The 22,128-nt window shown below is 68.1% G+C and carries 21 protein-coding genes; 17 read left to right on the forward strand and 4 right to left on the reverse strand.

The genetic code is table 11. The features are described 5' to 3' along the window. Positions 1-71: 71 nt before the first annotated feature. The 16 genes from OOZ63_RS01375 (at position 72) to OOZ63_RS01450 (ending at position 17,274) form a co-directional block, all read left to right on the forward strand. The gene (locus OOZ63_RS01375) at positions 72-647 is read left to right on the forward strand and encodes an HD domain-containing protein (protein ID WP_266003513.1); all 576 of its coding nucleotides are present in this window, start codon (positions 72-74) and stop codon (positions 645-647) included. A gap of 250 nt (positions 648-897) precedes the next feature. Further along, on the forward strand, positions 898-2,727 hold the full coding sequence (locus tag OOZ63_RS01380) for a PAS domain-containing protein (protein ID WP_266003514.1): 1,830 nt from the start codon (positions 898-900) through the stop codon (positions 2,725-2,727). Further along, positions 2,720-5,113 carry an EAL domain-containing protein gene (locus tag OOZ63_RS01385; protein WP_266003515.1) on the forward strand — a complete coding sequence of 798 codons (2,394 nt, stop codon included), beginning with the start codon at positions 2,720-2,722 and terminating at the stop codon, positions 5,111-5,113. The genes OOZ63_RS01380 and OOZ63_RS01385 overlap by 8 nt, the downstream gene beginning before the upstream one ends. A gap of 101 nt (positions 5,114-5,214) precedes the next feature. Further along, complete coding sequence (locus tag OOZ63_RS01390) at positions 5,215-5,850, forward strand: hypothetical protein (protein ID WP_266003516.1); 636 nt, start codon at positions 5,215-5,217, stop codon at positions 5,848-5,850. Then, positions 5,840-7,645 carry an ATP-binding protein gene (locus OOZ63_RS01395; RefSeq protein WP_266003517.1) on the forward strand — a complete coding sequence of 602 codons (1,806 nt, stop codon included), beginning with the start codon at positions 5,840-5,842 and terminating at the stop codon, positions 7,643-7,645. The genes OOZ63_RS01390 and OOZ63_RS01395 overlap by 11 nt, the downstream gene beginning before the upstream one ends. Then, the gene (locus OOZ63_RS01400; protein WP_266003519.1) at positions 7,593-11,642 is read left to right on the forward strand and encodes an alpha/beta fold hydrolase; all 4,050 of its coding nucleotides are present in this window, start codon (positions 7,593-7,595) and stop codon (positions 11,640-11,642) included. The genes OOZ63_RS01395 and OOZ63_RS01400 overlap by 53 nt, the downstream gene beginning before the upstream one ends. Position 11,643: 1 nt before the next feature. After that, on the forward strand, positions 11,644-13,281 hold the full coding sequence (locus tag OOZ63_RS01405) for an alkaline phosphatase D family protein (RefSeq protein WP_266003520.1): 1,638 nt from the start codon (positions 11,644-11,646) through the stop codon (positions 13,279-13,281). Between the two features lie 32 nt (positions 13,282-13,313). Beyond that, positions 13,314-13,679 (forward strand): DUF1801 domain-containing protein, encoded by a 366-nt coding sequence (locus OOZ63_RS01410; RefSeq protein ID WP_266003521.1) that lies wholly within the window; start codon positions 13,314-13,316, stop codon positions 13,677-13,679. 21 nt (positions 13,680-13,700) lie between these two features. Continuing rightward, on the forward strand, positions 13,701-14,054 hold the full coding sequence (locus OOZ63_RS01415; RefSeq protein ID WP_266003522.1) for a DUF2845 domain-containing protein: 354 nt from the start codon (positions 13,701-13,703) through the stop codon (positions 14,052-14,054). Between the two features lie 28 nt (positions 14,055-14,082). Next, positions 14,083-14,517, forward strand: coding sequence for a GFA family protein (locus OOZ63_RS01420; RefSeq protein WP_266003523.1), 435 nt, complete (start codon positions 14,083-14,085; stop codon positions 14,515-14,517). 98 nt (positions 14,518-14,615) lie between these two features. Beyond that, complete coding sequence (locus OOZ63_RS01425; RefSeq protein ID WP_266003524.1) at positions 14,616-14,765, forward strand: hypothetical protein; 150 nt, start codon at positions 14,616-14,618, stop codon at positions 14,763-14,765. A 248-nt stretch (positions 14,766-15,013) separates the two neighbouring features. Next, on the forward strand, positions 15,014-15,625 hold the full coding sequence (locus OOZ63_RS01430) for a hypothetical protein (protein ID WP_266003525.1): 612 nt from the start codon (positions 15,014-15,016) through the stop codon (positions 15,623-15,625). A gap of 107 nt (positions 15,626-15,732) precedes the next feature. Next, the gene (locus OOZ63_RS01435; protein WP_266003527.1) at positions 15,733-16,056 is read left to right on the forward strand and encodes a hypothetical protein; all 324 of its coding nucleotides are present in this window, start codon (positions 15,733-15,735) and stop codon (positions 16,054-16,056) included. After that, positions 16,044-16,334 carry a hypothetical protein gene (locus tag OOZ63_RS01440; protein ID WP_416234683.1) on the forward strand — a complete coding sequence of 97 codons (291 nt, stop codon included), beginning with the start codon at positions 16,044-16,046 and terminating at the stop codon, positions 16,332-16,334. The genes OOZ63_RS01435 and OOZ63_RS01440 overlap by 13 nt, the downstream gene beginning before the upstream one ends. Further along, on the forward strand, positions 16,312-16,785 hold the full coding sequence (locus OOZ63_RS01445) for a GNAT family N-acetyltransferase (RefSeq protein WP_266003529.1): 474 nt from the start codon (positions 16,312-16,314) through the stop codon (positions 16,783-16,785). The genes OOZ63_RS01440 and OOZ63_RS01445 overlap by 23 nt, the downstream gene beginning before the upstream one ends. A gap of 36 nt (positions 16,786-16,821) precedes the next feature. Then, positions 16,822-17,274, forward strand: coding sequence for a thioredoxin family protein (locus OOZ63_RS01450; protein ID WP_266003530.1), 453 nt, complete (start codon positions 16,822-16,824; stop codon positions 17,272-17,274). Here OOZ63_RS01450 and OOZ63_RS01455 read toward each other — a convergent pair. The 4 genes from OOZ63_RS01455 to OOZ63_RS01470 are packed head-to-tail and all read right to left on the reverse strand — an operon-like array spanning position 17,238 to position 20,508. Beyond that, positions 17,238-18,422, reverse strand: coding sequence for an alkane 1-monooxygenase (locus OOZ63_RS01455; RefSeq protein WP_266003531.1), 1,185 nt, complete (start codon positions 18,420-18,422; stop codon positions 17,238-17,240). The genes OOZ63_RS01450 and OOZ63_RS01455 overlap by 37 nt on opposite strands. Before the next feature lie 32 nt (positions 18,423-18,454). Beyond that, positions 18,455-18,934, reverse strand: a complete 480-nt coding sequence (locus tag OOZ63_RS01460; protein WP_266003533.1) for a GNAT family N-acetyltransferase — start codon at positions 18,932-18,934, stop codon at positions 18,455-18,457. Between the two features lie 21 nt (positions 18,935-18,955). Then, positions 18,956-19,615: a DsbA family protein gene (locus tag OOZ63_RS01465; protein ID WP_266003534.1), complete on the reverse strand. Its 660-nt coding sequence runs from the start codon at positions 19,613-19,615 to the stop codon at positions 18,956-18,958. Beyond that, complete coding sequence (locus OOZ63_RS01470) at positions 19,609-20,508, reverse strand: MBL fold metallo-hydrolase (RefSeq protein ID WP_266003535.1); 900 nt, start codon at positions 20,506-20,508, stop codon at positions 19,609-19,611. The genes OOZ63_RS01465 and OOZ63_RS01470 overlap by 7 nt, the downstream gene beginning before the upstream one ends. A gap of 118 nt (positions 20,509-20,626) precedes the next feature. Here OOZ63_RS01470 and OOZ63_RS01475 point away from each other — a divergent pair, with 118 nt between their 5' ends. Beyond that, positions 20,627-22,123 (forward strand): CYTH and CHAD domain-containing protein, encoded by a 1,497-nt coding sequence (locus tag OOZ63_RS01475; protein WP_266003536.1) that lies wholly within the window; start codon positions 20,627-20,629, stop codon positions 22,121-22,123. Positions 22,124-22,128: the final 5 nt, after the last annotated feature.

Raw genomic sequence — 22,128 nt, forward strand, 5'->3', positions numbered from 1 at the left:
GATTGCGTCATGCGCCGGTCACGACCGCTGCGCAAGATGGAGGTTGCTGTAGTTTTCGCAGGGAGTCCGCCATGGACCTGATCGCCAAGATCGAAGCCTTGTTCATCCGCCGGGGCGCTTGTGCCTACGATGGTGAGCGACGCGAGAGTGTCAGCGCACTGGAGCATGCTTTGCAGTGCGCGCAGCTCGCGGAGTGGGCGCATGCCGACCAGGCCTTGGTCGCGGCGGCCCTGCTGCACGATCTGGGTCAGCTGCTGGACGGCGGGCCGAGCGACGATTTGTGCGACGACCAGCATGAGGTCCGAGCGCTTGGCCTGCTGGCCACCGGTTTCGGCCCCGAGGTGCTGGAGCCGATCCGGCTGCATGTGCAAGCCAAGCGTTTTCTGGTCAGCACTGACGAGCGCTACGAGCGTGGCCTGTCGCCGGCCTCGCGTCACAGCCTGACCCTGCAGGGCGGCCGCATGCGGCCCGAGGAGCGCCTGATCTTCCTGGCCCAGCCCCATGCTAGTGCGGCCCTGCAACTGCGGCGCTGGGACGATCTGGCCAAGCATCCGGGCAAGCGCACACCGCCGCTGGGCTACTACTTGTGCCTGCTAGAAGATCTGCTGCGCCAGACGCGCCGGCCGTTACGAGTAGCGATCGCCTGAGGGCGGGCTGCGATCCGATCTCCCTCTTGAGGGGGATAGGCGGGCCGGGGGTGGAATCAGATACTGCTCTTCGATCACTCGCTGCCTGGACCTCAGCGTGCTGATCGAGGGGAGGAGTGCTATGCCGGCATGGCAAGACCCGCAAGGGTTTTGGCTTGCCGGCATAGTTATTTGTGCGGCGCTTCGCCCGTGCGTGCAATTTGTGGCCAGCCTTGTTATAAGGCTACAAAGCATGCCTTAGGGAGGCTCCATGGTTGACGAGCAGTCGGCCGTCGCGCTCGGCGCGTCGGCCCTGGACGTTCTGCTGGGCAGCGAGGGGCCGATCGGGCTGGCGGTGCTGGACAGCGGGCTGCGCTATCACCGCATCAACCGTGTGCTCGCCGAGGCGAACGGCCCCAGCGTGGCCCAGCATCTGGGGCGCAGCGTGGCCGAAGTGCTGCCCGATGCCGCCGCCAAGCTGGTGCCGCTGCTGCGCGAGGTGCTGGAGACCGGGCAGGCCAAGCGGGGTTTGCGCATCATGGCCGAGGTGCCCAGCTTGCCGGGAGAGCTGTCCGAGTGGGAGGCCAACTACCTGCCGATTACCGGCCGCGACGGTGCGGTGCAGGGCGTGCTGGTGCAGGCGCTGAACCTGACTCTGGAGCGTCGGGTCAAGGCCGCCGGCGAGCAACACCTGCGCCGCGTGCTCGATGGCTTGTTCGTCTTTGTCGGCGTACTCAGCCCTGAAGGTGAATTGCTCGAAGCCAATCGTGCGCCGCTCGAGGCCGCCGGCATTGCGCTTGAGCAGGTGCGCGGCTTGCCGTTCTGGGACGCACCCTGGTGGAATCATGACGCTGAGCTGCAGGCCTGGATGCGCGAGGCGGTGCGCCGCGCCGCCGCCGGCGAAACGGTGCGCCGTGATGTGGTCGCCCGCATGGCCGGCGACAGCCGTATGGCGGTGGACTTCATGCTGGCGCCGCTGTTCGATGAACAGGGCCAGGTCACTCATCTGGTGCCGTCCGGCATGGACATCAGCGCCAGGCGTGCTAGCGAGCAAGCGCTGCAGGCCAGCGAGGACCGATTCCGGCGTGTCTTTGAGGGCGCCACCGTCGGCATGGCCTTGATCGACGCCAGCGGCCGGGTGCTGCTGGCCAACGAGAGCATGGCCGGCTTGTTCGGCTACACCCGCTATGAGCTGGCCGGCCTGGCTGTACATCAGTTGGTGCCGGAGCGACAGCGCGAGGCCCATGTCGACCATGTGGCAGGTTTCATGCGCACGCCGGCGCTGCGCTACATGGCCAAGCGTCAGGAGTTGTACGCGCGCAAGAAGGACGGCAGCGAGTTCGCGGTCGAGATCGGCCTGAACCCGCTGCCCGGCAGCGAGGGCCAGCAGGTGCTGGCCACTATCAGCGATGTCACCGATCGGCGCGCCGCCCAGTCCGAGATCGAGCGCGCGCTGGCCGAGAAGACCGTGCTGCTCAATGAGGTACACCACCGCGTCAAGAATAATCTGCAGGTCATCTCCAGCCTACTGAACCTGCAGTCCCGCAATGCCGAGCCCGGGGTGCAGGCGGCGCTGCGCGACAGCCAGAGTCGCGTGCGGTCGATGGCCTTGATGCACCAGTTGCTGTTCGAGCGGCGCGACTTCAGCGCGCTGGAACTGGGCCCCTATTTGCGCCGGCTAGGCAGCCTGCTGCGCGACACCTATTTGGGTGGCGGCAGCAAGCTGCGCCTGGAGGTTGACGCGCCGGACCGCGGTTTCAGTATGGATCTGCAGCAGGCCATACCCTGCGGGCTGCTGGTCAATGAGCTGGTCACGAACGCGATCAAGCATGCATTCCCGGACGGTCGCGCCGGCCTGGTCTGCATTCGGCTTCGGACTGGCGCGGCGCCAGGCGATGGCCTTGCGGTGCTGGAGGTGCTGGACGACGGCATCGGCCTGCCCGAGGGGCTGGAGCCGGGCGAGGGGCGCGGTCTGGGGCTGCAACTGCTGCCCCTGCTGGCCGAACAGGCGCGGGCGCGGCTGACCGTGCGGCGCGAGGCCGGCACCTGCATCAGCCTGCATCTGGAACAGGATACGGTCAAGGGAGTCCAAGATGTTTGATGCCATCGAGCGGCCCTTGCGGGTGCAGATCGTCGAGGACGAGCGCATCGTCGCGCTGGACCTGCGCAGCGGGCTGGAGCAACTGGGTTTCGAGGTGGTGGGCATTGCGGCCAACGAGCCCGAGGCGGTCAGGCTGGCGACCTCGACTGTGCCGGACCTGGTGCTGATGGACATCCACCTGGACCGTGGCAGCGACGGCATCGATGCGGCGCGTCAGATCCGCGAGCTGTTGGCCGTGCCGGTGATCTTTCTGACCGCCTATGGCGAGCCCGAGACGCTCAAGCGCGCGGCGCTGGCCGCACCCTATGGTTATCTGCTCAAGCCCTTCGAGCTGCGCGAGCTCAATGCCACCGTTTGCATGGCGATGGCGCGGCGCCGCGAGGAGATCAAGACCGAGAAGGCCGAGCGCCGGCTGCTGCTAGCGCTGGAGTCGGCCCGCCTGTCGGTGCTGGAGTTGGAGAGCGCCGGCGGCGGCGCGCTGCGCTGGAGCGGCCATGGCCTGGGCAGCGAGCTGGGGCCGCTGGGCCAGGCCATGAGCATTGCAGAGCTGCGCCAGCACCTGGACCCCACGGCGGGGCAGGCGCTGGACGAGCTGCTGCAACAGGGCCGGCCGATGGACATGGTGTGCCGCTGGCAGGCCGGGTCGGGCGCGTCGCGCTGGATGGAGATCCATGCGCGCCGTTTCGAGGCCGATCAGTTGGTGATGGGCATGCTGCGCGATGTCACTGAGCGCATCGAGGGCGAGACCCGACTGCGCCAGGCCTTGGTGGTTTTCGATGCCACTGACGAGGCTATTCTCTTTCTCGATGCCGACTGCCTCGTGCTCAGCTGCAATCCGGCATTCAGCGCGATGACGGGTTGGGCCGAGGCCGAGGTGCAGGGTCGTGCGCCGGAGAGTTTTTTGTATGCGCGCCGCCATGGCGACCACATGGACTGGCCGGCGCGGACCCAGCGCCAGGGCGAGGTGACCTGCATGCGGCGCGACGGCAGCACCTTCCCGGCCTTGGAACATTTATGCGCGGTGCTCGACGCCCAGGGCCAGGCCAGCCATCATGTGCTGAGCTTCTCCGACATCAGCGAGATCCGCGACACCCAGTTCAAGTTACAGCATCTGGCCCTGCACGACCCGCTGACCGGCCTGGGCAACCGCCTGCATCTGCAGGAAGCCTTGCAGGCCCATATCGTCTCGGGCGGCGCGCCGCTGGGTCTGATCTTCATCGACCTGGACGGCTTCAAGACCATCAACGATACGCTCGGCCACGACTGCGGCGACGAGCTGCTGAAGGCGCTGGCCGCGCGGCTGAAAAGCCTGCTGCGCCGCGAGGACGTCGCGATCCGGCTGGGCGGCGACGAGTTCGTCGTGCTGATGAGTCACGCATCCCGCGCAGTCGATGCGCTGGCGCTGGCGGCCAAGCTGCTGGCCGCTATCGCCAAGCCGGTGTCGCTGCAGTCCCAGGTGGTCTGCGTCACCGCCAGCGCCGGCGTGGCGCTGTGGCCCGAGCATGTCTGCAGCCCGCATGCGTTGCTGAAGGCGGCCGATGCGGCGATGTACGAGGCCAAGTCCCGCGGCCGCAACCGTGCCGCTCTGTATGAGCATTCGCAGGCCGAGGAGGCCAATGAGCAGCTGCGCATAGAGCAGGGCCTGCGCCAGGCCCTGGAGCGCTGCGAGCTTTTGCTGCACTGGCAGCCGGTGGTCGAGATGCGCAGCGGCCGCATACTCGGCGCCGAGGCCTTGCTGCGCTGGCAGCACCCCCAGCTCGGCGCGGTTGCGCCCAACCGCTTCATCCCGGTGGCCGAGACCACCGGCCTGATAGTGCCCATCGGTGCTTGGGTGCTGGACCAGGCCTGCGCGCAGGCGGCGGTCTGGGCGAGGCTGTGGCCAGAGCTGCGGGTGGCGGTCAATGTGTCGGTGCGGCAGTTTGAGCAGGACGATGTGCCGGCGCTGGTGCGCGACGCCTTGCAGCGCCACCGGCTTGATCCCGGCTGCCTGGAGATCGAGGTGACTGAGAGCCTGTTCGGCAACACGCTGGCGCTGCGCCATATGCTGGTCGAGCTGCGGGCGCTGGGCGTGCATATCGCGCTGGACGATTTCGGAACCGGCTACTCTTCGCTAGGGCAGCTGAAGACCCTACCGCTGGACCGGCTCAAGATCGACCGCTGTTTCGTCGCCGACCTGACGCCCGACAGCGACAGCCATGCCATCGTGCAGACCATCGTCACGCTGGCTCACAGCCTGAAGCTGGCGCTGACAGCTGAGGGCGTCGAGAACGAGGTGCAGCGTCAGATCCTGCTGGGCCTGGGTGCAGGCGACGCGCAGGGCTGGTTGTTCCACCGGGCGATGCCGGCCGATCAGTTCGCAGCCCTGCTGCGCAGCCCGGCCCGGTAGTCGCCCGCTGTGCTCGGCCACGGGGTCGGTGGTATGGTGCGCGGCGTGCAAAAAAATCAGAACAAGGCGGCACGCCGAATCGCTTACAGGGACCGAACCGAATGCGCATCCTCATCATCGCTGACCAAGCCCTGTTCCGGCAGGGCTTGCGGGTCTTGCTGCAGGTGCTGCGCCCGAGCGCCCGGTTGGAGGAACTGGCCAGCGTCGAGCAGTTGCTGGCCACCTCTGAGCATGAGCCCGACCTGATCCTGGTTAAGCTGGGTTGCAGCGGTAGCGCGCGTTGCGCGGCGCTACCGGTGCTGCGTCAGCGCTATGCCGCCGCGGTGCTGGTGGCGCTGTCGGATGTGCCCGATGCGGCACTGATGCGCGAGGCACTGGCCGCCGGCGCCGCCGGCTACCTGCCCGGCACGATAGACCCCAGCAGCAGCATGCAGGCGCTGCAGCAGGTGCTGGATTTGGGTGTCTACCTGCCGCCGATGCTGCTGACCGCGAAGCCGGCCAGCGCGCCGGAGCTCGCGCCAGCCGAGCGCCGCCTGCTGCAGCTGCTGCTGCAAGGCCTGCCCGAGCCGGTGCAGATGGCGCGGTTGGGTCGCAGCCTAGCCGGCTTGCGCACAGATATCTCGGCGCTGTGGGCGCGGCTGGGGGTCAGCGACCGGGTACAGGCTCTTTATCTACTGGCCGCCCAGGGCTGGCCCGGCCTGCCGCGCTGGCACGAGGAGCTCGCTCATGGCGATTGAACGGGCGCCCGAGCAGGTCGGCGTCGATGACGCGCTGCTGCAGCTGCTGGCCCAGCAGGGCCGGCGGGTGCCGTATCCGGTCGGCCTGTCGGCGGTGGTGATCGCACTGATGGCCGGCGGCAAGGTCTCGCCCTGGTTCTCCGGCCTGTGGGTGGCCTTGGTGTTCGCGGTGCTGGCGCTGCGCTGGTGGGCGCTGGGGCGGCTGCCGCAGCTCAGCGAGGTGCCGGCCCGCCGGCGCCTGCAATGGGCGGTGGGTCTGAGCGCGCTCAACGGCGTGGTGTTCAGCGCCTCGCTGGCCTTCGCACCTTATCTGTCGGATTACCAGCGCATGGTGCAGACCATTGTGCTGCTGGGCCTTTGCGCCGGCTCGGTGGCGACTACGGCTGGCTACCTGCCAGTGCTGTTGGTCTTCATCGGCCCTGTCACGCTGGCCAATGCGCTGGCCTGGGTCAGCGGCGGCGGCGGCGTCCATGCGGTGACCTGGATCGAGCTGGTTCTGGGGGCGCTGATTCTGGGCTTTGGCTGGATTTTGGTGAGCCTGGCCCGCGACGCCTACCGTGTGTTTGTCGAGTCGGTCACCATCCGGGCCCAGCAGCTCAAGAGCAACCAGCAGCTTCGCCTGGCGCTGCAGCAGGCCGAGTCGGCGATCCGCGCTAAGACCCGCTTCTTCGCCTCGGCCAGCCATGACCTGCGCCAGCCCATGCACACGCTGTCGTTGTTCGGCGCGGCGCTGACGATGCGGCCGCTGGATGCTGCCACTGCGGACATCGCCAAGCACATGAACACCGCGCTGCGTTCGCTCGCCTCGCAGATGGACGCGCTGCTGGACATCTCCAAGCTCGATGCCCAGGTGGTGCAGGTCACAAACGAGGTGTTTTCGCTGTCGAGCTGGCTGGCGCGGCTGCAGCAGGAGTTCGCACCGGCCGCTACCCGCAAAGGCTTGAGCCTGAGCCTGGAGTGTCCGGGCGGCGCTTATGTCGAAAGCGACCCGATGCTCTTGGAGCGGGTGGTGCGCAATCTGATCGACAACGCGATCAAGTACACCCAGGCCGGCGGCGTGCGCATCACGGCCGAGCGCCAGGGCGAGCTGTGGCGCGTCGCGGTGCACGACAGCGGCGCCGGCATCGCCGAGGCGGAGATGGCACATATCTTCGAGGAGTTCTATCAGGTCGGCAATCCTGAGCGCGACCGTGCCAAGGGCCTGGGCCTGGGCCTGTCCATCGTCAGCCGCCTGGTCGATCTGCTGGACCTGCATCTGGCAGTAGACTCCAAGCTCGGTGTCGGGTCTTGCTTCAGCCTCAGCATCGCCGCGGTTGAGTCACAGGCCATGCCGGCCGCAACGCAGGCTGCGGCGGCGCAAAGCCTCCAGAACCTGCGCGTGCTGGTGATCGACGACGAGGAGCCGGTGCGGCTGGCGATGCAGACCCTGCTGGCCGGCTACGGCTGCGAGGTGGTGCTGGCCGGAAGCACCCGCGAGGCCATGGTCAAGAGCCTCAGCAATCCGCCCGATCTGCTGCTGGCCGATCTGCGCCTGCGCGGCGGCGACGACGGCATTGCCGCCGCGCGCTCGCTGCGCTCTGCCGTGCCGGGGCTGCCGGCCATCCTGATCAGCGGCGACACCGCGCCCGAGCGCTTGCGCGAGGCCCACGACGCGGGCCTGACCTTATTGCACAAGCCGGTGTCGGCAGATCAACTGGTGACCGCCATCGAGGCGGCCATGGCGGAACGAGGGAGAGCCAGAGATGCAGCAGCAGTCCAAGGACAAGCCCGGGGCGTCGCCAGTCCCGCCAGCTGAGGCGGCGCGCCGCTGGCTGTCCGAAGGGCTGGAGATTCTGCTGTATGAACTGCAGCAGCAGCCGCGCTCCGAGGATGGTTTCGACGTCGATGTGCTGATCGTCGGCAGTGGATATGGCGGCGCGGCCGCCGCCGCCGAGTTGTCGCGCTGCCCGGGCCAACGAATCGTCGTACTGGAGCGCGGCCGTGAGTATCTGGCGGGGCAGTTTCCCGAGCGCATGGCCGATATGCCTGGTCATGTGCGCTTTGCGACGCCGGCCGCCGCGACGCCGTCCGGGCGCTGGGAAGGGCTGTTCGATCTGCGCCTGGGGCCTGATGTCAGCGTCGTGCTGGCCAATGGCCTGGGCGGAGGCTCGCTGATCAATGCCGGCGTGATGGAGCCGGCGCGGCCCGAGGTGTTCACCCGATCGCCGTGGCCGCAGGCGCTGCGCCAGGATCCTGAGCAGATGAGGGCCTGGTACGAGCGCGCCGGGCGCTTGCTGGGCAGCCTGGACGGCGCGGGACTGCCTAACACGATAGACCGGCTGGCCAGCTACGCTCCCAAGCGCGCGCTGTGGTTGCGGCAGCTCGGTGATGCGGCCACGCGCCGGCCGGCCATCACGGTTGCGCTTGACGAGCAGCCGCAAAGCCCGGCCGGGCTGGACCTGAACCGCTGCATTGCCTGCGGGGACTGCGCGACGGGCTGTAACCATGGCGCCAAGCAGTCGCTGGACACCAATCTGCTGCTGCAGGCCAGGCAACGCGGCGTGCGCCTGATCAGCGGCGCCAGCGTGCTGCGGCTGGAGCGCTTGGAGGCGGAGGGCTGGATCGTGCGGGTCAACCACACCGATGAGTTCCTGCGCCGCCGCCAGCTCGAACCCTTCGCACTGCGCGCCCGCCGCGTCGTGCTGGCGGCCGGCAGCCTGGGCTCGACCGAGATCCTGATGCGCTCGCGCGCCGCGGGCCTGGCCCTGTCCGACCGGCTGGGCCATCAGTTCTCGGGCAACGGCGATGTGCTGGCCGCCGCCGTGCAGGTCCCGCAGGCGCTGGATGCGGTCGCCGACGAGGTGCAGGCGCCGAACTCGCGCAACATTGGTCCGACGATCACTGCGATGCTTGATGTGCGTGATGAGCAGGACTTTGTTGTGCAAGACTTGGCCATTCCTGGCCCGCTGCGCTGGGCCTGGGAGGAGAGCTTCGCACTGGCCGATTGCCTGGACGGCCTGGCCCGCCCGGACGACAGCAGCCACGGCGCCGATGTCGAGTTCGACGATCCCTACACGATACGCCCCGAGGCCACGGCACGCATGCTGCCGCTTGCCATCATGGGCCTGGACAGCGCCCAGGGCCAGCTGCGCTTGCTTGAGCCCGGCGCGCTGGGCGAGGGCCTGGCCTCGGTGCACTGGCCCGAGCTGAAGGACGATGTGCGGGTGGCCGCTCGCCATGCCTGGTTGGACGCGCGGCTGCGGAGCCAGGGCGCTCGCTTGCTGGCCAATCCGCTGTGGCGGCTTCTGCCGCCCGATCTGGAGCATCTGCTGGGAGGCGCGCGTGGGCCTATGCTGACAGTGCATCCGCTGGGCGGCTGCGCGATGGCCGACCATGCGGCGCTGGGCGTGGTCAACCAATGGGGTCAGGTCTATCGCGGTCGCGCCGGTGCCGTGGTCTACGATGATCTGGTGGTGCTGGACGGTGCCATCGTGCCGAGCGCGCTGGGCATCAATCCGGCGCTGACCATCACCGCGCTGGCGCTGCGCGCGCTGGAGGCTCTGATGCGGCAATGGGGTCTGCAAGGGCAATGCCTGGCTCTGCCTAAACCTGGGCCGCGCCCGGTCTACCGCCAGGTGCCGGCCGACACGGTCCAGCCCCAGCTGCCGACCATGGCCGAGCTCCGCGAGCGCATGAGCGGCTTTGTGCGCCTGCCTGGTGCGCCGGGTTCGGGCGTGGTCTGCATGGAGCTGACCCTGGTGTTCGAGCCGCTGGCCATACGGCAGCTGCTGCGCGCCGGCTCCGGGCGGCGGCTCAAGATCAAGCCGGGCGGCGAAAGTCGGCTGCGCCTTTTCGAGGCCCAGCTCGACCCCGATTCGCCGGGCCGCTGGATGGTGGTCAAGCCCGGCAGCCCGATCAACGGACAGACTGGCCAGGGCAAGCTCTGGATGCATGCCGAGCGGGCCGACGCCGACGCGCTGTGGGTGGCACCGCTAGCCAGCGCCGAGTTGCTCATCTTCCACCGCCTGCCGTTGGCCGCTCGCACCCGTCGCTGCAATGCCATGCGCGCCTGGTTCCTCAACCGTGGTTGGCGCGATGCCGGCCAGGCGCTGCTGGAGCGGCTGAGCCAGAACCGGGCGCCCGAGCGCGCGCCGCGCCCGCTGTGGCAATGGGCGCGCGAGCAGTGGCGCAATGCCCGCGCGCTGGCTAGCCACGGCGGCGAGGTGCGGCTGATGGAGTACCGCCTGCAGCTCGGCGAGGCCGAGGCCACGCCGCTCTGGGCCGCAGGCCTGGCCGGTCTCGCCTTGCACGGCGCCAAGCGCATCAGCTACACGCGGCGCGGCAATCCCTGGAAGCAGCTGAGCCGGATGCGGCTGGAGAGCGGGCCGTTCTTGCCAGTCGGCCATGACATGCCGGCCGAGCTCGAGCTGGACCTGTTCTACCTTGCACGCCAGCGCGTGCCGCTGCTGCGCCTGACCCAGACCCAGGACTCGCCCAGCGCGATCCGCGATGTTGGCTCGCTGATGGCCTTTATCGCGCGGCTGATGATTGGCATCCATGTCTGGAGTTTCCGCAAGCCCGATGCGCCGCCGCCGCGCGTGATCGAGCGCCTGCCCGGCGAGGTGCCGGGTCTGCCGCTGCCCGAGATCCAGGAGCTAGCCGCGGGCCGGCGCGGCGAGGCGGGGCTGAGTCGTCAGCCGATCACGAGCGAGGGTGCCACCGAAGTGCAGGACCAGACCCCGGTGATGCTGCGCCTGACCCGCTACCGTGCCGCTGAGCCCGGCGCGCGGGCGGTGCTGATGCTGCATGGCTATAGCGCCAGCGGAACCACTTTCGCCCATCACTCGGTGCAGCCCGGTCCGGCCAAGCTGCTGTGGGACGCCGGCTACGACGTCTGGTTGCTGGACATGCGCACCAGCGCCGGCATGCCCACGGCGACCCTGCCCTGGACCTTCGAGGAGGCGGCGTTCAACGACATCCCGCTGGCGGTCGACCATGTGCTGCGAGCCACCGGCCAACTGCAGCTCGATGTGCTGGCCCATTGCATGGGCTCGGTGATGCTTCACATGGCCTTGCTGGAGGAGCGCGAGCAGCCCTTCGAGCATTTCTTTGCGCTGCGCAGCCGGCTCCGCCAGAGCATTCGCCGGCTGGTGATCTCCCAGGTCACGCCCAAGATGATCTTCTCGCCGACCAACACGCTGCGCGCCTTCATGATGCAGTATCTGCGGCCTTATCTGCCGCTGCAGCACTTCGCGTTTCGGCCTGAGGGGCCGCAAGGTCTGATGGACCAGCTGATTGACCGGTTGCTGGCCAGTCTGCCCTATCCCGATGAGGAATTCGATATCGAGAACCCGCCGTTCCCGAGCCTTCGCAAGACTCCCTGGACCGCGACCCGCCACCGCATGGACCTGCTGTACGGCCGCGACTTCGCGATCAGCAATGTCGACCAGCCAGTGTTCGATTACATCGACGACCATTTCGGCCCGCTGAATATGGACACGGTGGCTCAGGCCATCAACTTCGCGCGCAGCAATGAGATCACCGACTGGGCCGGCGCCAGCCTCTATCTGGACGATATGGCCAAGAGCCTGGCCCTGCTGCAGGCCTTTCCGGTGCTGTCGGTGCACGGCCAGGACAACGGCCTGTGCCAGAGCGAGAGCGGCGAGCTGACTGCCGACCTCTATCAACACCTGGCCCCCGGCCGTTACCGCTATCGCATGATTGCCGGCCATGGTCACCAGGACTGCCTGATCGGTCGCCATGCCGGCACCCAGGTGTTCCCGCACATCATCGCTTTCCTGAAGGAAGACTGACGTGGATCTGCGCCGCTTCGAGTCCAAGACTTTCTGCGCCTTCCCGCCGCTGACGCGCCTGGAACGCGCGGCCGCCGATGATGGTGCCCACCTGCATGTGCTGACCCAGTTGCGCCCCGAGCTTGGCTGGCCACGCTGCTGGGCCTGGTTGCCGGTGCGCTGGAGCGATGCGCAAGGCGCCCAGGCCCTGGGGCCGGCCCATCGCCTGCCCTTTGTTCGGCCCGAGCCTGGTGACCCCGGCACGCCGCTGCGCAGCGAGTTGCCGCTGGCCTGGGTGCCCGACGCCCCTGACGCTGGCCTGCTGTGTCTGCTGGTCTATGCCGATCTGCGCGCGCAAAGCCATGAGGGGCATCTGGAGCCCGACGATGTGGATGCCGATGCGGCGATTGCGCGCAGCCTGGCCGAGGCGCTGGCGGTGCCGGCTCTTGAGCTGCGCCATGCCTTGCTGCGCCGGCCTGGCGTTGACACGGCTGGCGAGGCTGGCGGATTGAGCCTGGTGCTGGCCGCCTGCCAGTACCCGCCGGGCCTGCTGGACCGCAGCCCCGGCGCCGAGCAAGACCCGAGCCTGGCCAGCCCCGCCGAGGCATCGCTGGCGCGCCTGCTCGCGTTCACGCGCGGCCCGGCGGCCGGCGCCGAGGTCTCGCTGCTGCTGCTGGCCGGCGACCAGGTCTATGCCGATGCCAGCGGCGGCTTCTTTGACCCGGTCAACAGCGTGGAGCGGCACGGCAAGCCCTATCAGCACTTCAAGGCCGGCCTGATGCGGCATCTGCCGCCCAGCCTGGAGCGCATCGTCCACATGCCCGACGACCACGAGATCCAGGACAACTGGGAGCCGGTCGCCAATCCCGCCTCGCCTGGCGGCCGCGATGCAGGCCGTTTCTTCAAGCGCGCAACGCAGGCAGCCTGGACCCATCGCTGGGACGCCGCGCCCACCCGGCGTGCGCCGCATGGCCTGTTCTGGCACATCTTCGACTGGCGCGGCGCGGCCTTTTTCATGGCCGACTCGCGCACCGAGCGCGGGCCGCGCCGTGTCGACCTGCTGGCCGAGGCGCAGCTGCTGGAGCGGCCGCAACGCGAGGCATTGAGCGCCTGGCTGGCGGCCACGCAAGGCCGGCCCCGCTTTGTGCTCAGCGGCTCGCTGCTGCTGCCACGTCGGCGCAGCAGCGCCGAGCATCCGGCCAGCGCGCTGCGTTCTGATGCCTGGGACGGCTATCCCGCCACGCTGCACTGGTTGCTCGGCGAGCTTTGGGCGCAGCAGGCCCAAGATGTGGTCTTCCTGTCCGGCGACGAGCATCGCTCGGGTCATGTCTCGGCCCGCATCGAGGCGGTGTCCGACGAGCCGGCGCCGGTGCGGCTGCACTCCATCCACAGCTCTGGGCTCTACGCGCCCTGGCCTTTTGCGGTGACCAATCCCGAGGACTTCGCCGCCCCCGAGAGTTTCACCTTTCCCGGCCCCGGGGGCCAGGTCTTGCGCTGCACCGTCAGCGCCTGGGCTGATTTTCCGGGCGACGGCTTTGCGCTGCTGCGCCAGCGTGGCGGCCGGCTCGAGCTGTGGTTCGACCGGGCGCGGCGGCCCTTGCACGAGGCAGTCGAACTGCCGGCTGCCGACGGGGTGTTTGATTTGGCGTCCCTGGCCTAAGCCTGCCGCCCAATCTTCTGCTGGATCTCGAGATGGCAAACAACAAATCTGTACAAACCCTGCTCGAAGACATCCGGCTTGTCAGCGAAGAGCGCTACCAGATCGTTGAAGCGGTTCGTGGCATGGTGATGGCGCAGTGCCAGCCTTGCGCGGAAGAACTCAAGTACGGCGGTATCTTGTTCTCATCGGGCATTCAGTTCTGCGGCGTCTTTGCCTACCAAGCGCATGTCTCGGTCGAGTTCGGCATGGGCGCGGCCATCTCTGATGTCCTAGGTCACCTGGAAGGCTCCGGCAAGGGCCGCCGGCACATCAAGCTTCGCACCCTGTCCGATCTGCAGAGCAAGCGGTTGGCCGACTACCTGCCGCTGGCGCTGGAGGCGGCCAAGCGCGGGGCCTGACAACCTGTCTAGGAGCGCAGCATGGGGATATCTCATATCGTCTTGATCCTGTTTCTCTCGCTTGCCGGCCCTGTGCCCAGCGCACAGGCTGAATCCTTGCGCTGCGAGGGCACCAGCGCTGTGGAAGGCGACTCCAAGCTGTCGGTGCTGCACAAATGCGGCCGGCCCCTGCTCTCTGACGCTTACTGCGAACCGGTGTACTACGCCGGCACGGCCAATCCGGTGCTGGTGCCGGCGCCGATCGCCGGGGCCTATATGCCCTGCCAGCCGATCGAGGAATGGTTGTACGACCGGGGGCCGGGCAATCTGATGGCAACGGTTCGCTTCCGGGCCGGCGTCGTTCAGTCGATACGCTACGGGCGGCAGACGAACTAGCGAAAAGAAAGAAGAAAGGTCATCACGGATGCATATCAACGGAGCCTGCCACTGCGGCGCGATCTCCTTCAGCGCTGAGATCGACCCCTTGAGGGTGATGATCTGCCACTGTTCGGACTGCCAGGTCCTGTCCGGCGCGCCGCTGCGCGCTGTGGTCGCCGCGCCCACCGCCAGCTTTGTGCTGCGGGGCCAGCCCAAGACCTATGTCAAGCTGGCCCAGAGCGGCAATCGTCGCGCCCAGGTCTTCTGTCCCGAGTGCGGCACACCGCTGTATGGCAGCGCGCTCGACAACCCGGCCTCGGTCATCATCCGCCTGGGCTGCGTCGAGCAACGCGCCCAGCTCAAACCCGCCGTGCAGATCTGGCAGCACTCGGCCGTGCCCTGGCTGGCCGAGCTGCCCACCATTCCGGGATCGCCCGAGAACCAGCTGTCGCTGCCGGCGCAGGCGCTGCCGCAGTCTTGAGTGCATGAGGGCGTTCAGAATACCGCGCCAATGGCACCGTCTGGCCGCCGGCCAGCCCGGCGACATTCGAGGTGGCGCTGGGCCAGCATCTCTGGGCAATGGACCGCCGCGACGGGGCCGCCTTCGAGTCCACGCTCCCCACCGCGCCGACGCTGAGCTTTGTGCGGCCCAACGGTCGGTTCACGGGCTCGACTGCCGACTTCAGGGAAGCGCTGCAGGGCTGGCTGGCCGACGGCGATTGGCACTGATCCTTGCGCATCGTCGGTTCAAGCGCGAACGCCCACACCGGGGTGGCGGTCCTGGAGGTGGACTACCGCGACAAGGACGAGCAGGGTGCCGAGTAACGGCTGCACTATCTGCTGAGCCTGGTGTTCAGCAAGCAGGCGGGCGGCTGGAAGCTGGTCCATGACCAGAAAACGCTGATTACCGAGCAGGGCGCCGCTGCGACGCCTGTGCGTCCGTCGCCCGCCCGGCAGGGTGGAATTTCTACAGCAGCATGAAAGTGCTGGTGCTCGGTGCCAGCAAAGGTCTGGGTTGCGCCATCGTCGAGGCCCTGGTTCAGGACGGCGACACCGTGATCGGCGTGTCGCCCTCGCGGCCGGTGGCGCTGAGTGGGGTACCGGGTGTGGCGCAGGAATGGATCATCCACGAGCTTTCCGATCCGCGCGGCGGTCGATGCGATCGAGGCTCTGTGCCCGGCGGCGCTGGACGTGATCATCTACAAGCTGGGCTCTGGGAGTCGCGCGCGCTGCTAGGACTACGACTTCCTGGCCGACGAGGACGCGGCCCCGATCGAGCTGATGAACACCAACACGGTTGCGGCCATCATTTTGCTCAAGCGTCTGCTGCCCCGGCTGGTGGCGCGGCCAAGCTCCACATCATCCTGACCCGCTCCACCTCGGGCCAGCCCGGCAGCGGTAGGCCCGAGGGGAGCTTCGATGACTCCAAACACGCGCTGCACGGCAGGGCCGAGGCCTTGCGCGAGGCCTTGCTTGCGCAGCGCCTGGCCGTCATCTGCCTACAGTTGGGCTATCTCAGTGCCCATGCACGATGTGCTGCTGCTGACAGGGGCGCTGTTGAGCCTGTCGGATGTACCTTCGTCAAGTAGCTGATGTTGCCGGCGCCGCCGGACCCACGTTTTGACTGCTGAGCGACAAGAGAAGCATTCGATGCGGCGCATCGTCCCGGTGAGCCACGAGGCGCCGCGAGGCCGCTGTGCAGTTCGACGGCAGTTTTCGCGTCGAGCAAAGACTGGTGGCGAGTCTGCAGGACGGCCGGCTCGGCTACCGGATACAGGCGCTTGAACAGGCCTATGAGAAATCCTATGCCGACGAGCCGGACGATGAACCGTCGGAGCTGATGCAGCGTGTCGAAAGCGGCGAGCAGGCGTTCGGCCGCATCGATCTGTCGCGTGGCTGGAGCGGCCTGGTGCTGATCGACAAACTGGTGGTCGACAAGGCCTGGCGTCGCTCGGGCGCGGCCATCGCGCGATCGGCGATGCTGTCGCCTGGGCCCGGGTCGAGGGCCTGGCCGGCGTGATGCTGGAAACCCAGGACAGCAATGTCGCCTCCTGTGGTCTGTATGAGTGCTGCGGCTTTGTGCTGATGGATGTCGACAGCGGCCTGTACCGGGCCCTGCCGGGCGCCGACGACGAACTGACGCTGATCTGGTACCGGCTTTTCGAGAGGTCGGCTGTGGCCCGAAGCCGGCCGCAGGCGCAAGACCTTGTTCGCCGGGCTTTACACCGGCCCGGCCGTCCCTCACCATCGGACATCGAATCGCTGACGGCAGCCCATGAGCAAGACCCGCCCCCATGATGCAGGAGTGCCAGTAAGCGCGAACAGCGGATGGCTGCGCCAGGCGCTCGTATCGGACATTCCGGCACTATGGCGGGTACGTTATGCGGTGCGCGAGAACACGCTGGCCCCGGGTCGCATCAGTGATGCCGAGGTGCGCGCCGAGATCGAGGTCACGGGCCGCGGCTGGGTGGTAGAGGACGAGGCCGGCGTGGTGCAGGCTTTTGCGATCGGCAATGCGCAGACCGGCAATATCTGGGCCTTGTTTGTTGCCCCTGAGGCCCAGGGTCGGGGTTATGGCTCGCGGCTGCATGAGGCCATGATCGAATGGCTGTGGGCCCAGGGCTTGGACATTCTGTGGCTGACCACCGGGCCGGGCACGCGCGCGCTGGGCTTCTACGAGCGGCACGGCTGGCGCCAGGTGGGGCGTACCGACACCGGCGAGTTGCGCCTGGAGTTGCAGCGGCCCTGATATTCTCAGTGATCACCCGATCGAGGAGAACCTATCGTGCGCAAGACCCTTGCCGTGATGCTGCTGGCCGCCGCCTCGGTGGCTATGGCCAGCCCTGGTCCTTATGACGAGACGGCCGATGCCAAGGCCGAAATCGCCACGGCGCTGGCTCAGGCGCAGCGCGCAAAGCTTGCGGTGCTGGTGGTGTTCGGCGCTAACTGGTGTGGCGACTGCAAGGTGCTGGACATGGCGTTCAAGAGCGGCACTGCGGCAGCGCTGATTGCCCAGAACTTCCGGGTGGTTAAGGTCGATGTGGGCCGTTTCACGAAGAACACCGATGTCGCCGAGGCCTATGGCGTCGTGCTGAAGAAGGGCATTCCGGCTGTGGCCGTGCTGTCGGCCGAGGGCGAACCGCTCTATGCCACCAAGGCCGGTGAGCTCTCGAATGCCCGCCAGATGGGCGATCAGGCGATCTACGACTTCTTCGCCAAAGTGGCCAAGGGCGGCTGAGGGAAGCGCGCCTGCAGCCCGGTCTCGCGGCCCGGCTGCAAATTGGCTAGTTCCAGCATGCCGCCATAGTGGCGCAGCACCCGCTCATCCATCACCCGAAACCACAGCGGCGGCAGGTAGGCCATCAGTAGCATGGCCGCATAACCCGAGGGAAGTTGCGGCGCCTGCTCAACATGGCGCAGCGCCTGGTAGCGGCGTGCCGGGTTGGCATGGTGGTCGCTGTGGCGCTGCAACTGGTAGAGAAAGAGGTTGGACACCCGGTGGCTGGAATTCCACGAGTGCTCGGGCCGGCAGCGCACCGGCCGGCCATCCGGCCCGGGCGGGCGCAGCAGGCCGTAGTGCTCAATGTAGTTGACGACCTCTAGCAGCGAGGCGCCGTACAAGGCTTGAACCGCCAGGAAGGCCAGCACGCCCGGGCCCAGCCAGACAGCCAGCGCGGCGTAGAGCAGTACCGTCATCGCCCAGGCCTGCAGGCATTCATTGCGCCAATGCCAGACGCTCAGGCTCCGGCCGGCCAGTCGGGCCCGCTCCAGCGCCCATGCCGAACGCAGGCTGCCCCCCATCGAGCGCGGCAGAAAGACCCAGAAGCTCTCGCCCAGGCGCGCGCTGGCCGGGTCTTCGGGCGTGGCTACGCGGCGGTGGTGGCCTCGGTTGTGCTCGATGTAGAAGTGTCCGTAGGCGACCGGTGCCAGCGCGATGCGCGCCAACCAGCGCTCCCAGGCCGGATGCTTGTGGCCCAGTTCATGGGCGGTGTTGATTGCGATGCCGTTGATGCCGCCGACGCTGAGGATCAGCCCGATCCAGCCCAGTGGAGTCAGCGCCTGGCTCGCGGCGATCCAGGCGCCGTAAATCGTCATGCCGTACTGCAGCGGCACGAAGGCCACGACGATGACTCGGTACCAGAGCCGGCGCTCAAGACCTGGAACCGCAGACTCCGGCGGGCTGTTGAGATCGGGGCCTAGCAGCGCGTCCAGCAAGGGAATCAGCCCATACATCACGGCTGGCGACAGCCACAGCCAGAAGACCTGGCCGGTCTCGACAAAGCGCAGCAGGTTCAGCCAGATCAGGCCGGGCAGCGCTGGCGACAGCAGCCACCACCAGCGCTTGGGGTCGCGCCAGGGCTGGGCAGAGGCGGGGAGGGCCGGCATGGTGCGATGCTGCGCTCGCCAGCACGACCAGGTCAAGCCAGGGCTTTCTCGAAACAGCGGCTGCTCGGGTCATTTACGTACTCGCCAAAAGCCGGCATCGGCACGAAGCCGAAGCGCTGGTACAGCGCCATCGCCGGTGTCTGCTTGTTGCCGGTCTCCAGAAGCAGGCGGCGATAGCTCAGGGCTCGCGCCTCGGCCTGGAGTCGCTCCAGCAGAGCCCAGGCCACGCCGCATCGACGTGCTGCCTTCAGCACATACATGCGGCGAATTTCGGCGCTGTCCTCATCCAAGGGCCGGAACGCGCCGCAGCCCAGGGCCTGGCCGTCCGGCGCATAGGCCAGCAGGTAGAGGCCGCGCGGCGGTGTTGGGGTATTGCCGGGCATCGGTGCGTCGGCCCGAATCAGTTCGGGATAGAGCGCGCGCGCCTCCAGCGCTGCCTCTCGCAACAGGGCTAGCGCATCGGCGCCGCAGGGATCGACGTCGCGCAGGGTCAGGGCTGGCCGGGTGTTCATGCGCTCCGATTCTGCCCCGTCTCAACCTTGCAGCGCCTGCTGCAGATGATGGATCCAGGCCAGGCGCTGGCCGTGGAACCGGCCGATATCCAGGCGTCTGGTGCGGCCGTCTGCGGTCTGCAGCAGCAGGGTCGGAAAGCCCTGGCCGCCGGCCTGCTGCAGCAGCTGGCGCGAGTCCCGCAGATGGGCTTGTGTGGCCGGGCCCGCCTGCCGCTGGTAGGCGGCGTCGAAGGCCGGGCCGTCCAGTCCCAGCTCTATGGCCAGGCTGCGCAGCACGCCGGGCTCGGCGATGCGCCGGCCTTCGACGTAGTGGGCCCGCTGGGTCCGCTCCAGCATGGCCAGCGCCGCGTGTGCACCGGCCAGCTCGGTGGCGGCCAGCAACGCAGTGATGGGCGGCTCGGAGTCCAGCATCGCGTCCGGGTCCTTCAGCAGGCCGTCGGTATAGGCGCTGCCGAAGGGCTGGCCGCTGAGCTCTGCGATGCGCCGGTCGTGCGGGCCGACATAGGCGCGCAGCTCCGGCGTCACCGGCCGCCGGGCGGCGCCAGCAAACATGCCACCGCCGTGCAGGCGCAAGCCGGCCAGCTCGCTGGCCGCATGGATCAGCGGCGCGGCGCCATAGCACCAGCCGCACAGCGGGTCGTAGATGTAGTGCAGCAGGGCCGCGCCGGTTTCGCTCACCATTTCATCTCGCCTTTATTGACCTTGGCGCCGATGTCCAGTGCAATCCCCAGGCCGGCCTGCGGATAGGCGGCCTGCATCGTCGTGATCAGCGCGGCGGCATTGGCGGCGCGTGGCAGCTCAGTCTCGAAGCGCTGCAAATAGTCGCGGGTGTAGCGCAACACCGAGGCATCCTGCACCGTGCCGGGCAGCATATGACCGGGCACGACCACGGCCGGCTGCAGCGCCAGCTGCTGGTCAATCTTGGCGACCCAGGCGGCGCGCTCGGCGACGGTCTGGGTGTCGGCCGTCCAGGCATGCAGGCCGCCGAAGCTGTTGACGCCGCCAACCACAGCCATCAGCGAGGGGATCCAGACATAGCTGCGGTGCGCCAGTGCATCGGAGAGGCCTCGCACCTCGAGGGTCCTGCCTTCCAGGCTCAACGTGGTGCCGCTCATCGGCTCGGGGATCACGGGCTGGCGCGGCGCATTGGCGCCCAGCCGCGGGCCCCAGACCTTGAGCTTGGTTGGCAGCGAGGCCTCGATCTTCTCTCGCGTCGGAGCGGCAGTGACAATGCGGGCGGCCGGGAATTGCTGCTTCAGCACTTCCAGGCCGAAGTAGTAATCGGGGTCGGCGGCCGAGATATAGATGGTGGACAGGGTTTTGCCGCTGTCCAGCACGGCGGCGGCCACGCGCAGCGCATCGGCGCGCGTGAATCCGGCGTCCAGCAGCACGGCTTCCTTGGCGCCCAGCACCAGCACCGAATTGACATGGAAGCTTGCCGGACCATGGTTGATGACCTTCAGTTCCAGCGGGGCGGGAGCGGCGGGCTGTGTTTGCGCACCGGCGGTCGCGACCGACAGGCCCAGGGCGGCGGCGAGGCCGAGATGCTTCAGGAAGGAGGGCAGTTGCTTCATGGGGTGACCTGTTGGGGGGTGTGTTTCGATGGTTCAACTGTATTTGCGACGAATAAATCGATAAACAACGTGTTTGTCGATTGTTTGTTGCATGATTCGAGCAAATAGCAAGCAAGCCATGAACGAAGTCGAACTCAAATTCCAGGTCCCAAACGCCCGGCGCGAGGCGCTGCGTCGATGGGTGGTCGGCAGCGTTGCCCAACCGGCGCGGCGCCAGCGCCTGCAGGCGGCCTACTTCGACACGCCCGCCCGAGACCTTGCTCGCGCGGGCCTGGCGCTACGGCTGCGGCGCGAGGGGCTGCGCTGGGTGCAGACGCTCAAGGGCGCAGGCGCGGACGGCATGACGCGGCTTGAGCACAATGTCGATCTGAGCGATCGCAGCGCAGCCTTGCCGGCGCTGGATGCCGCCCGCCATGCCGGCCATCCGGCCGGCGAGCGTCTGCTGGCGCTGCTGGCCAGCTTGCCTGCCGGCACGCTGGTATGCCTATTTCGCACCGATATCTGGCGCCTGAAGCGGCCGCTGCGCACGCGGCTTGGCGTCGTCGAGCTGGCCTTCGACGAGGGTTTTCTGATTGCCGAGGCGGCTGCCGGCGGCTTGCAGCGCCTGCCGGTCTGCGAGCTGGAGATCGAGCTGCTCAGCGGCGCGCCGCAGGCGGTGCTGGAGGTGGCCCAGCGCCACGCGCTGCGCCAGGGCCTGTGGCTGGACCAGCGCACCAAGGCCCAACGCGGCGACATGCTGGCGCGCGCCGAGGCGATGGCGCCGCCGGTCGGCGCGCGGCCCGCCCAGCTGCAGCGCGGTAGCACGCCGGCCCAGGGCCTGCACGCGGCGCTGCTGGGCTGCCTGCAGCAAATCCTGCCGAACGCCAGCCAGCTGGCCGATGGCCTGTTTACGCCCGAACATCTGCACCAACTGCGCGTGGGCCTGCGGCGGCTGCGCAGCGCGCTGGCGCTGTTCAAGGGCCTGGACCCGGCGGCCGATGATCAGACGCTGGCCGAGCTGAGCGCGGCGCTGTTCCGCGGCCTCGGCGCGGCGCGCGATGGCGATGTGCTGCGCGAAGGTTCTTGGTCGGCTGAGCTGGCGGCGGCACTGCGGGCGCGCTGGTCCGAGGCGGAGCCGGTACTCGCGAGTTCAGCGCCCGCCGAAAGTCCGGCCCTGCTGCTGCGCGGCCGCAGCGGCCAGATGCTGCTGTTGACGCTGATGGGCCGGATTGCCGAGCTGGCTGCGGCGCCTGAGGCCGAGGCCAAGGCCAAGCTGAAACCGGCCCTGCGCCGCCGTCTGCAGCGCTGGAGCGAGGCGGTGCGCGCCGATGCGAAGCGCTTTGCTGCGCTTGACGAGGCGCAGCGCCATCGCCTTCGCAAGCGCATCAAGCGCCTGCGCTATGGGCTGGAGTTTAGCGCCGGCCTGTTCGAGTCCAAGGAGTTGAAGCGCTGGTCACGCGGTCTGGCCGCAGCACAAGAGGCGCTGGGCGAGCTCAACGACCTGGCGCTGGCCTTGCAGCAAGGTGCCGGCGATGACGACCGCCGCTTCTTCGCACTGGGCTGGTTGCAGGCCCGCCATGATCAGCGCCTGCGCGAGCTGGCCCCGCTGATGCACAAGCTGGGAAAGCAGGTCTGACGGCG

This window comes from Paucibacter sp. PLA-PC-4 (genome assembly GCF_026241155.1).
Lineage (GTDB): Bacteria > Pseudomonadota > Gammaproteobacteria > Burkholderiales > Burkholderiaceae_C > Roseateles_E.